12 protein-coding genes are annotated in these 10,145 nt (G+C 74.9%); 7 read left to right on the plus strand and 5 right to left on the minus strand.

The window, feature by feature from the left end; translation table 11 throughout:
* From ACWGL3_RS25605 to ACWGL3_RS25615, 3 genes are all read left to right on the plus strand, one after another.
* On the plus strand, positions 1-537 hold a 537-nt coding region (locus ACWGL3_RS25605), incomplete at its 5' end, for a tectonin domain-containing protein (protein WP_452461877.1).
* Positions 538-772: 235 nt separating this feature from the next.
* Positions 773-1,498, plus strand: coding sequence for a class I SAM-dependent methyltransferase (locus ACWGL3_RS25610; protein ID WP_267949538.1), 726 nt, complete (start codon positions 773-775; stop codon positions 1,496-1,498).
* Positions 1,499-1,624: 126 nt separating this feature from the next.
* Positions 1,625-2,245 (plus strand): maleylpyruvate isomerase family mycothiol-dependent enzyme, encoded by a 621-nt coding sequence (locus tag ACWGL3_RS25615; RefSeq protein WP_267949539.1) that lies wholly within the window; start codon positions 1,625-1,627, stop codon positions 2,243-2,245.
* Positions 2,246-2,300: 55 nt separating this feature from the next.
* Here the strand turns inward: ACWGL3_RS25615 and ACWGL3_RS25620 are convergent, their stop codons facing one another.
* The gene (locus tag ACWGL3_RS25620; protein ID WP_267949540.1) at positions 2,301-2,783 is read right to left on the minus strand and encodes a YbaK/EbsC family protein; all 483 of its coding nucleotides are present in this window, start codon (positions 2,781-2,783) and stop codon (positions 2,301-2,303) included.
* A gap of 142 nt (positions 2,784-2,925) precedes the next feature.
* Between ACWGL3_RS25620 and ACWGL3_RS25625 the strand changes: the two genes are divergently transcribed.
* Positions 2,926-4,116 (plus strand): MFS transporter, encoded by a 1,191-nt coding sequence (locus ACWGL3_RS25625; protein ID WP_452461878.1) that lies wholly within the window; start codon positions 2,926-2,928, stop codon positions 4,114-4,116.
* Between the two features lie 182 nt (positions 4,117-4,298).
* Here ACWGL3_RS25625 and bla read toward each other — a convergent pair whose 3' ends face one another.
* The gene (bla, locus tag ACWGL3_RS25630; protein ID WP_267949542.1) at positions 4,299-5,213 is read right to left on the minus strand and encodes a class A beta-lactamase; all 915 of its coding nucleotides are present in this window, start codon (positions 5,211-5,213) and stop codon (positions 4,299-4,301) included.
* Positions 5,214-5,457: 244 nt separating this feature from the next.
* A complete protein-coding gene (locus tag ACWGL3_RS25635) occupies positions 5,458-5,967 on the minus strand; it encodes a DUF2255 family protein (protein WP_452461879.1) in 510 nt (169 codons plus the stop codon).
* Positions 5,968-6,411: 444 nt separating this feature from the next.
* Between ACWGL3_RS25635 and ACWGL3_RS25640 the strand changes: the two genes are divergently transcribed.
* Positions 6,412-7,062: a CatB-related O-acetyltransferase gene (locus tag ACWGL3_RS25640; RefSeq protein ID WP_452461880.1), complete on the plus strand. Its 651-nt coding sequence runs from the start codon at positions 6,412-6,414 to the stop codon at positions 7,060-7,062.
* Between the two features lie 86 nt (positions 7,063-7,148).
* On the opposite strand, the gene ACWGL3_RS25645 is transcribed toward ACWGL3_RS25640, so the two are convergent.
* Complete coding sequence (locus ACWGL3_RS25645; RefSeq protein WP_452461881.1) at positions 7,149-7,343, minus strand: hypothetical protein; 195 nt, start codon at positions 7,341-7,343, stop codon at positions 7,149-7,151.
* 39 nt (positions 7,344-7,382) lie between these two features.
* Between ACWGL3_RS25645 and ACWGL3_RS25650 the strand changes: the two genes are divergently transcribed.
* The gene (locus ACWGL3_RS25650; protein WP_267949546.1) at positions 7,383-7,880 is read left to right on the plus strand and encodes a MarR family winged helix-turn-helix transcriptional regulator; all 498 of its coding nucleotides are present in this window, start codon (positions 7,383-7,385) and stop codon (positions 7,878-7,880) included.
* A 37-nt stretch (positions 7,881-7,917) separates the two neighbouring features.
* Here the strand turns inward: ACWGL3_RS25650 and ACWGL3_RS25655 are convergent, their stop codons facing one another.
* Entirely contained in the window at positions 7,918-8,994 is a 1,077-nt protein-coding gene (locus tag ACWGL3_RS25655) for a saccharopine dehydrogenase family protein (RefSeq protein WP_452461882.1), read from the minus strand.
* 100 nt (positions 8,995-9,094) lie between these two features.
* On the opposite strand from ACWGL3_RS25655, the gene ACWGL3_RS25660 reads away from it, so the two are divergent.
* The gene (locus tag ACWGL3_RS25660; protein ID WP_452461883.1) at positions 9,095-10,114 is read left to right on the plus strand and encodes a helix-turn-helix domain-containing protein; all 1,020 of its coding nucleotides are present in this window, start codon (positions 9,095-9,097) and stop codon (positions 10,112-10,114) included.
* Positions 10,115-10,145: the final 31 nt, after the last annotated feature.

Here is a 10,145-nt window from a genome sequence, read left to right on the forward strand (position 1 = left end):
GCTGCTGCGGACGGCACGGTGTGGGGGGTGAATGCGAACAACCAGATCTACCGTTACACGGGTGATCTGGGTTCGTCCCACTGGAAGGGAATCTCCGGCAGTCTGACAAGGATATCCGCCGGTTCCAGGAGCAATGTGTGGGGCGTGAACTCCGCTGGCGGCATCTATCGTTTCACGAATGACGACGCCAACCCCTGGGTCAATGTTCCTGGGGGTTTGGTCGACATCAGTGCTGCTGCGGACGGCACGGTGTGGGGGGTGAATGCGAACAACCAGATCTACCGTTACACGGGTGATCTGGGTTCGTCCCACTGGAAGGGAATCTCGGGCGGTCTGTCGGGAATCTCCGCCGGTTCCCGGAGCAATGTGTGGGGTGTCAACTCCGCCGGTGGCATCTATCGTTTCACGAATGACGACGCCAACCCCTGGGTCGGTATCCCCGGCGGGCTGAAGGAGATCAGCGCGGCCGCGGACGGCACGGTGTGGGGCGTCAACTCCGCCGGCGCCATCTACCGCTACACCGGTGACCAGCCCTAGGGACCGAGCGCGACGGACGGGTGTTCCCCGCGGCGGACCGCCGCGGGGAACACCCCGGGGCCGCCGCGGCCCCACCGGCCCGGACGCCGCGCACCTCGCGCGGTCTGGGCGCGCACCACCGGAGCCGGTCCGGGCCCGCAGCGCACCTCGCGTACGCGGGGAGGTTCCCGCTCCGGCGGCCGGTCCGGCCGAAAACCCCTGGCGGAACGGGCCGGTCCGACAGGACACTGCGGCGATGTACTCCGACGCCGACACGGCCGCCCTCTACGACGTCCTCAACCCCTGGGATCCGAGCGACGACTTCTACCTCTCCCACGTCATGGCCTCCGCATCCGTCCTGGACGTGGGGTGCGGCACCGGCACACTGCTGCGCCGCGCCCGCGAGAACGGGCACGGCGGCCGGCTCTGCGGGCTGGACCCCGACCCCGCCGCGCTCGGCCGGGCGCGCGTGCGCGACGACGTCGCCTGGGTCGGGGGCCGCGCCGAGGACATGGCGTGGGACCGCGAGTTCGAGCTCGCGGTCATGGCCGGCAACGCCTTCCAGACGCTCGTGTCCGACAGCGAACTCCGTTCCTCGCTCGCCGCGATCCGGCGGGCGCTGGTCCCCGGAGGGAGGTTCGTGTTCGGCACCCGCAACCCCCTCGCCCGTGCCTGGGAGCGCTGGACCCCGGACAACGCCACCGACGTGGTCGACCACCGGGGCCGCGCGCTGCGCGTGTCGCACCGGGTCGAGTCCGTGGAGGGCGACGTGGTCACGTTCTCCGAGACCACCGCGACCGGGGAGGGCGAACCGCTCCGGGTCGACAGGGGGCGCCTGCGGTTCCTCGGCCCGGAGGGCGTCGACGCCTTCCTGCGCGGTGCCGGGATGGAGGCCGAGGAGCGCCACGGCGACTGGTCGCGAGGCCCTCTCACGGCCGGGAGCACCGTCATCGTCACCGTCGCCCGGGCGGTCGGCGGCTGAGGAACGCGCCCGGGCCCGCCCCCCGCCCCCGGCGCCCGGACGGCCGCCCGGACGGCCGCCCGGAGGATCCGCTGCGGGGGGACGCGCCTCGGCCCGGATGTCGGTGCCGGAGCCTAGGCTCCCCGCATGAACGCACTCTGGCCGACCGTGCACACCGAACGGGCCTCGCTCGCCGCCGACCTCGCGGACCTCACCGACCGGCAGTGGGCCACGGAGTCCCTGTGCACCGGTCTGAGCGTCCGCGAGGTCCTCGCCCACCTGGCGTCGGCCGCCGGGCTGAGCTGGGCCCGGTGGATGGCGGGGGTCATTCGCTGCAGGTTCGACTTCGACAAGCAGGTGGAGATGCGCCTGGCCGAACAGCTCGGAGGGAGCCCGGCCGAGACCCTGGAGAACTTCCGCCGCGTCGCGGCCAACACGACCACCCCCGTCGGCCCGGTCGTGGCGTGCCTGGGCGAGACCGTGGTCCACGGGGAGGACATCCGCCGTCCCCTGGGGATCGGCCGGGCCTACCCCGTCGAGACGCTCACGCGCCTGGCCGAGTACTACAGCGGCACCGACCTCGTGGTCGTGGCCAAGGGGAGGATCGGCGGGCTGCGCCTGGCCGCCACGGACGGCCCCTTCGCCACCGGCTCCGGGCTCCCGGTCTCCGGGCCGACCCTGGCGCTCGTCATGGCGATGACCGGCCGCGCGGCGTACTGCGACGACCTGGAGGGCGAGGGCGTCGCGGTCCTGCGCGAACGCTGCTGAGGCCGCCCGGGCCGTGGCGTCGGGGCCGCCGGGCCGGCCCCGGCTCCGCACCCGGTCAGTTGACGGCGACCGGGGTCCCGTTCGTCATCTTCAGCAGCTCCGCGTAGTCGGTGGGGAAAATGGTGTTGGGGGTGCCGCCGGCCGCCCACAGCCGCGGGTACTCCTCCAGCGCGGTGTCCACGACCGTCTCGACGGGCGCCGGGTGGCCCACGGGAGCCACCCCGCCGATCACCTGGCCGGTGGCGGCGCGCACCTCCCCGGGCTCGGCCCGCCTGATGGCCTGCCTGCCCAGGCGCTCGGCCAGCAGGGCCACGTCCACCCGGTGCCGTCCGCTCGTCATCACCAGCAGCGGGCTCCCGTCGGCCATGAACACCAGGCTGTTGGCGATCGCCCCGACCTCGCAGCCCAGCGCCTCGGCCGCCTCCGCCGCGGTGCGGGTCGACGCGGGCAGTTCCCGCACCCGGTCCCGCGCCCCGAACCGGGCGAGCGCCTCGACCACCTGTCGACTGCGCTCCGGCAGGTTCTTCCCGTCCGCCATCTGTGTCTCCCCGTACTCGGTCCGGTGGGCATGGGTGTGCTCCAGGATGGCAGGCTACGCCCGCGCGCGCCCCCGGGCCCGGGGACCGGTGAAGGGGCGCCGGACGACCCGGCCCCGAGCGTCCCGCGCCTAGGCTGTCGGGGTGCGCGTACGGAACCGTTGGACCGTCCTCTCCGTCAGCATGGTGGCGCAGGTGGCCAGTGTGTCCGCCATGTTCGGCGTCCCCCTCGTGCTCCCGCAGCTGAGGGAAGCCTTCGGGGTCACGACCGCGCAGGCGGGGGTACTGGCGGGGCTCCCGTCCCTGGGCCTGCTCCTCACCCTCCTGTTGTGGGGCGTGGTGATCGACCGGGTCGGGGAGCGGTCGACGATGGCGCTGAGCCTGGTCCTCACGGCGGGTGCGCTCGGCGCGCTCCGGCTGGTCACGGACGTGTGGGGTGCGGCGGTGGTCCTGGCGCTCGTGGGCGCGGTCGGCGGCCCGGTCAACGCGGCCAGCGGCCGGCTGGTCCTGGCCCGGTTCGACGCGGGGGAGCGGGGCCTGGCCATGGGGATCCGCCAGTCGGCGCTCCCGCTGGGCGTGGGGATCTCTGCCCTGGTGCTGCCCGGCGCCGCCGACGCGTGGGGGTTCGTCGCGGCGATGACGCTCCCGGCAGTGCTCGCGCTCCTGGCGGTGCCGCTCCTGCTGGCCGTGGCGCCGGGCCCGCCCCCGCACCGGCCCGCGCGCGGACACGCGTCCGAAGGAGGGGAGGCGGCCCCTCCCGCCGCCGGGTCGCCGTACCGGCGCCGCCCGATCTGGCGGGTGCACGGCGTGAGCATGCTCCTCGGCGTCCCCCAGGTCGCGCTGATGACGTACGCGGTGGTCTACCTCGTGCAGGAACAGGGGTGGGACGCACCCGCCGCGGGCGCGGTGGTCGCGGCGGCCCAGGTGCCGGGCGCCGCGGGACGCCTGCTGCTCGGGATCCGGTCGGACCGGACCGGCGACCGGATGCGGCCGGTGCGGTGGCTGGCGGCGGTCTCCGGGGTCTGCCTGGTCCTCCTCGCCCTCCTGCCCGGGGTCTGGGACAGGACGGCCGTGCCGCTGCTGCTGGCCTGCCTCGTGCTGACGATGTGGCACAACGGCCTGACCTTCACCGCCGTCGCCGAGATCGCCGGGACCGCGTGGGCCGGGCGGGCCCTGGCCGTGCAGAACTGGCTCCAGGCCGTCAGCACCACGCTCACGCCGGTCCTCATGGCCGCGGTGATCACCACCGCGGGGCTGCCCGCCGTGTTCGCGGCGAGCGCGGTCTTCTCGGCCGCCGCGGTCGCGGTGGCGCCGGGCGCGCGCACCCGGGGGTGATCCCCCGGTCGCCCGGAGGTCCCGTCCGGGCCTCTCGGCCGTGTCGCGACGGAACCGGTGCGGGAGGCTCATCCCGCGAACTCCCCGGCGTTCCACCCCTCCCACACGCGCCGCGTGTTGGGCACCCCCTCGCGGAGGACGGACCCGGCCCGGGAGCTGTGCCCGGGCGCGGGCCGGGGGCCCTACGGGGCCAGGGCCTCCACGACGACCTCGGTCGCCCCCGAGACCAGGGCGTTGTCGAATTCGGCGTCCTCCTGCTCGCGGGTGGACATGACCGCGATGACGATGGGGTCGTCCTCGGGGGGCCAGACGACGGCGATGTCGTTGCGCGAACCGTGGCTGCCGCCGCCGGTCTTGTCACCGACACGCCAGTCCTCGGGGACTCCGGCGCGGATCAGCTCGTCGCCGGTCGTGTTGTTGAGGAGCATCTCGGTGAGCACGTCGCGCGGGCCCTCCTCCAGGACGTCCCCGAGCACGAACATGTCCAGGCTCTCGGCCATGGCGCGCGGCGTGCTCGTGTCCCGGGTCTCACCGGGCGGCACCTCGTTGAGCTCGGTCTCGATCCGGTCCGCCGAGATCACGTCGTCGCCGATCTCCCGCATGTCCTCCTCGAACCCCTCGGGTCCGCCCAGCTCCTCGAACAGCAGGTTCGCGGCGGTGTTGTCGCTGTGGCGGACGGCGGCGTCGGCCACCTCCAGCAGGGTCATCCCCGTGTCGACGTGCTGCTCGGTGATGGGGGAGTAGTCGACCAGGTCCTCTTCGGTGTAGGTGACGACCTCCTCCAGCTCCTCGGGGGTGTTCTGCCCCAGGACCAGGGCCGCCGTGAACGCCTTGTGGGTGGAGGCGTAGCCGAACCGCTCGTCGGCGCGGTGGAAGACCTCCTCCCCGGTCCCGGTGTCCACCGCGTAGACCCCGAGACGGGCGTCGAACTCCGATTCCAGCCGCTCGAACTCACCGGAGAGGTCCTCGGCCGTCACCTCCGCGCTCGCCGGCTCCGCCTCGGCGGGCGCGGCGGAGCCGGAGCAGGCCGCGGCGGGGACGAGCGCGAGCGCGGCCAGGGCCGCGAACCCGGTCCTGCGGGCGGTGGGGAACAACATGTGCGTCTCCTCGTGGTCTGGTGCGCGCCGCCCGGAGGACCGGGCGGCGCGGAACGGACAGGGTCGGAAAGGGCGGACACGGCGGGACACGACCCGCTGCGACCTGCCCCTTTCCGGGCCCTGTCCGTAGTCTGGGCCCGGACGCCGATACCGTCCAAGACGGAAACGACCAGTCCCATGCGGAAACGACATGAACCCAGCCTGTGGCGGTCGGCCGCGGTCGGATTCGGCCGTCCCGGCCGCCTCAGGCCTTCTCCTCCTGGCGGCGCGGGCGCTCGAACAGGGCGTGCCAGCGCCCGGCCGGGCCCAGCGGGGAGCGGATCCGGGAGCCGCGGCCGGCCGGGAGCGCGGCCGCGGAGCACGCCGGCGCCTGCGTCCGCGTGGCGCACGGCACGAGCCGGAGCGTCGTGGAGGCCGCCTGGTCCCCGGTCACCGTGTCGAGGAAGGCCGCGGCGTAGTGGCCGTACTTGAGCCGGTAGGCGGCGTCGACCCGTTCACGCGTCCCGGGGTCGGCGGGCTCGAAGACGACGTTCCTGCGCAGGCCCGCGGCCCGGACCGTGCCCTTCCGGTGGATCCGCGCGCTCCGGTACCAGTCGGAGGCGTGGCCGCCCAGGGAGCGGACGTAGAGGTCGTCCCCCTCGCGCACCACCCAGACCCTCCGGCCGCGCCTCAGCACACGCCTGCCGTGCGCGACCGTCAGGACGATCTCCTCGGTGGAGGAGTACAGCGTCAACTCTTCGGGAGTCCACGTCATCGGCGTCTCGTCAACTCGCTTTCCGTTCGAGGTGTCCTACAGGGGGGAATCGCATGCACGCGGTGGCGGAGCGAGATCCGGTGGACCGCGCACGGTCCGCGCCCCCGCGGGGCCGCTCCCCGGCCGGCCGCCGTCCCCCGCGCCGGACGGGTGCGGGGGCGTGCGGTACGGCGTTCCGGAGGGCGCCCGGGGGCAGGGGGCCGTGCTCCCCGCCGGGGGAGCGGTGCGGACGGCACCCGGACCGCCCCCGCCCCTCCAGGCTAGGATCCGGGGACCTCCGGAGGGAGGCCCTGACACACCCACCCTTGCGCCGTCCCGGCCCGGAGCGGCGCCCGCGCGGGGGGCGCCCGCGCGGACCCGCAGGTCGCAAACGCCTGGACCGGCGCGTCCCGTGTTGGGATCATCGGACGGTCCGACACCCCACGACCCGAGGGATATCCCGCCATGCCCGTGCCCGCCGACCCGACCGTGCTCCACCCGATGCCCGGGCAGCCGCGTGTGGTACTGCTCAAACCCCTGGTGACGTCCCCGCTCATCGAGGTCGGGGAGTACTCCTACTACGACGACCCCGACGACCCGACCGCGTTCGAGACGCGCAACGTGCTCTACCACTACGGGCCGGAGAAGCTGGTCATCGGCCGGTTCTGCGCGCTGGGCACCGGGACCCGGTTCATCATGAACGGCGCCAACCACCGCATGGACGGCCCCTCGACCTTCCCCTTCCCCACGATGGGCGGCTCGTGGTCGGAGCACTTCGACCTCATCACCGGGCTGCCGGGCCGGGGGGACACGGTGGTCGGCCACGACGTGTGGTTCGGCCACGGGTCGACGGTGATGCCCGGCGTGCGGATCGGCCACGGGGCGGTCATCGCCTCCGGAGCCGTCGTCACCTCCGACGTGCCCGACTACGGGATCGTCGGCGGCAACCCCGCCCGGCTCATCCGCACCCGCTTCGACGCCGGGACCGTGGACCGCCTGCTGGCGGTGGCCTGGTGGGACTGGCCCGCCGAGCACATCACCGAGCACGTGCGCACGATCATGTCGGGCAGCGTCGACGACCTGGAGGCCGTGGCGCCGGGCGGGTCCGGCGGCTGAGGCCCGGCACGGGGGCCGCTGCCCGGCGGGGGCCGTGCCCCGCCGGGCAGCGGCAGGGCACGGCCGGGTCCCACCGGTACCGCCGTTCACCGGGGCCCCGCCGGGGCGTGCGGGAGCGTTCGGCGCACTGCGGGAAGCGGCGGCCCGGCGGGCAGGGCTCTGCGCGCCGACCGGTGCAGCGGGCGGCCCGCGGGGAGGAAGCGCCGCGTCACGTGGGACGTGCCCGCCCAGGCCACGGGGGTGACCGCCGTCACGAGGGCCCACCGCCATGTAGCTTCCATGGAAGCTATAGTAGCTTCCTCGGAAGCTACACTGGGGGCATGGAGCAGTACGACCGCGTCACACGTATCCAGGCCGAGTGGGAACGCGAGCGCCCCGACCTGGACGTGTCCCCGCAGGGGGTGATCGGCAGGCTGCACCGCATCGGCTCCCACCTGAGCGACCGGCTGTGCGTCGTCTACCGCCGTCACGGGCTGAGCGAGGGAGAGTTCGAGGTCCTCGCCGCGCTGCGCCGCGCGGGAGGGCCCTGCGAGCGGGCGCCCGGCGAACTCGCCCGGTTCACGATGGTCACCACCGGGGCCATGACCAAGCGGCTCGACCGGCTGGAGGAGGCCGGACTCGTCACCCGCCGCCGGGCCGAGGGGGACGGCCGGGGCCGGACGGTCACGCTCACCGAGGCGGGCAGGACGCTCATCGACCAGGCCTTCACCGAGCACATGCAGGACGAGCGGCGCCTCCTGGAAGCCCTCACCGCCGAGGAGGCCGAGCGGCTCGAAGCGCTGCTGGCCACCTGGCTGTCGCGCATCGAGGGGACCTGAGTCCCCGCCGGGCGACCGCCACCGGTCCCGGCCGCCGCTACGGCGCCGCGGCCGGGGGCTCCGCGCCGGGCGCCCGCTCTCCGTGGAGCGGGCCCGTCGCCACGTGCGGGGACAGGGCGCGCAGGAAGTCCGCCGCGTCGAACATCTCACCCGCGGAGGCCACACCGGTGGCCCCGGTCCGCCCGGTGAGGATCCGCTCCACCGCCTCCACCGCGAGCGGCGCGGACACGGCGTAGATGTCCCGGCCGGTGGCGAACGCGCGCCGCTCGGTGCCGCCCGAGCGCACGAGGACGTCCACGAGGAAGGTCTCCGCAGGCCGGTCGGGACCGTCCGCCCCGGCCGGCGTCCGCGCGGCCGGGGCCGACAGGCCCGTGGCCGCCTCGACCGTCATGTACGTGTGCACCTCGCGGACGTCCAGGTGGCGGGGGATCGTGGTGACCTCGGCCATCGTGAACTCGCCGACCACCGCACGTGTGCCCAGCGGCTCTGGGAACGCCCATTCGGCGGCCGGAGGGGCGCCGTCGCGGTACTCCAGCCTCCCGTTCGCGAAGACGACCCGCCGGCCGTCCCTCCTCCGCCGGGACACCCGCCCCGCGGCGCGGGTCCCCTCCGTGGGGGCCCAGCCGCTCAGCCCGTAGGCGACGTGCACCTCGTCGGCCCCGCCCCAGTCACCCGCCGCCGCCGTGGCCAGCAGGTCGCCGAGCCCGCCGAAGAAAGCCATGGCGGGCACCACCGCGACCCCCGCCTCGCGGGCGTCCTGCTCGAAGTGCGTGAACGTGTCCCTGTTCGCCTCGATCTCGGCCGCCACGTCCACGTACGGGACGCCCGCGCGCAGCGCCGCCCCGACCACCGGCGCCGCGGTCACGGCGAAGGGCCCGGCGCAGTTGACCACGGCGTCCGCGCCTTCCAGCGCCCGGTCGAGGGAGGCAGGGTCGTCCATCGACGCCGCCCGGGCGGGCGCCCCGGGGTGGTGGGACGCCCGCAGGTCCCGCAGCCTGCCCGCGTCGCGCCCGACGAGGACGGGGGTGTGGCCGCGGCGGCGCAGCTCCGCCGCCACGAACCGCCCGGTGTGCCCGGAGGCGCCGACCACCGCCACCGCGAATCCTGATCCCATCGGTTCCCCCTGGGGCTCGAACTGTCCGTCAGGAAGATCATGGCCGCGCCGGCGAACCGCCGCCAGCGTCCGGAACGCCACCATGCGTACACTTTCGGACATGCCCTCGATCGCGTTCGCCCTCACCGACGGAATGCTGCACTTCGAGCTCGCCGCCGCGTGCGAGGTCTTCGGCACCGCGCCGCCGGGCACGGCCGCCCCCTGGTACGACATCGCCCTGTGCGGCTCCGGAACGGTGCGGGCCGGACGGTTCCTGTTGGAACCGGACCACGGGCTCGACCGGCTGGCGAGTGCCGGGACGGTGGTCGTGCCCGCCCTGGCCGACGTGGACGAGCGCCCGCCGGCCGTGCTGGTCGACGCGGTGCGCGCCGCCCACAGGGCCGGAGCGCGTGTGGTCTCCCTCTGCACGGGCGCGTTCGTGCTGGCCGAGGCCGGCCTCCTCGACGGGCTGCGCGCGACCACCCACTGGGCCCACACCGGCGAGCTCGCCTCCCGGTACCCGCGGGTGGAGGTCGACCCCGCCGTGCTCTACGTCGACAACGGCAGGGTGCTCACCTCCGCGGGCAAGGCCGCGGCCGTGGACCTGTGCCTGCACCTGATCCGCGTCGATCACGGCTCGGCGGTCGCCAACGCCGCCGCCCGCCGCCTGGTCGTGCCCCCGCACAGGCCAGGGGGCCAGGCCCAGTTCGTCGCCGCCCCGGTCCCCGTGCGGGACGGCCACCCGGTCGCGGATCTGCTGCCCTGGGCGGCCGAACGGCTGGAGCTACCGCTGACGGTGGAGGACCTGGCCCGCCGGGCGAACATGAGCTCGCGCAACCTGGCGCGCCACTTCCGGTCGCTGACCGGCACCACGCCCCTGCGCTGGCTGCTGGAGCAGCGCATCCGCCGCGCCCAGGAACTGCTGGAGACCACGGACGACGGTGTCGAGCCCATCGCGGCGGCCGTGGGCATGGGCACCGCCGCGACGCTGCGCCGACACTTCCACCGCACCGTGGGAGTGCCCCCGGACGCCTACCGGCGCGCCTTCCGCGGCCGGGTCCCCCGGCGCGACCGACGGGAAGGCCCGGCGCCGACCTGCCCGAACGGGCCCCCGGCCGGACCCCCGCCGCCGGGCCGGTGATAGGACCGGATCCGAGCGCGGGCCCCGCCGC

It is taken from the genome of Nocardiopsis sp. NPDC055824, from assembly GCF_053616335.1.

Coding starts and splice junctions, on each gene's coding strand:
- ACWGL3_RS25610 (WP_267949538.1), top strand. CDS start 773: ATGTACTCCGACGCCGACACGGCCGCCCTCTACGACGTCCTCAACCCC.
- ACWGL3_RS25615 (WP_267949539.1), top strand. CDS start 1,625: ATGAACGCACTCTGGCCGACCGTGCACACCGAACGGGCCTCGCTCGCC.
- ACWGL3_RS25620 (WP_267949540.1), bottom strand. CDS start 2,783: ATGGCGGACGGGAAGAACCTGCCGGAGCGCAGTCGACAGGTGGTCGAG.
- bla (WP_267949542.1), bottom strand. CDS start 5,213: ATGTTGTTCCCCACCGCCCGCAGGACCGGGTTCGCGGCCCTGGCCGCG.
- ACWGL3_RS25635 (WP_452461879.1), bottom strand. CDS start 5,967: ATGACGTGGACTCCCGAAGAGTTGACGCTGTACTCCTCCACCGAGGAG.
- ACWGL3_RS25640 (WP_452461880.1), top strand. CDS start 6,412: ATGCCCGTGCCCGCCGACCCGACCGTGCTCCACCCGATGCCCGGGCAG.
- ACWGL3_RS25645 (WP_452461881.1), bottom strand. CDS start 7,343: ATGGAAGCTACATGGCGGTGGGCCCTCGTGACGGCGGTCACCCCCGTG.
- ACWGL3_RS25650 (WP_267949546.1), top strand. CDS start 7,383: ATGGAGCAGTACGACCGCGTCACACGTATCCAGGCCGAGTGGGAACGC.
- ACWGL3_RS25655 (WP_452461882.1), bottom strand. CDS start 8,994: ATGGGATCAGGATTCGCGGTGGCGGTGGTCGGCGCCTCCGGGCACACC.
- ACWGL3_RS25660 (WP_452461883.1), top strand. CDS start 9,095: ATGCCCTCGATCGCGTTCGCCCTCACCGACGGAATGCTGCACTTCGAG.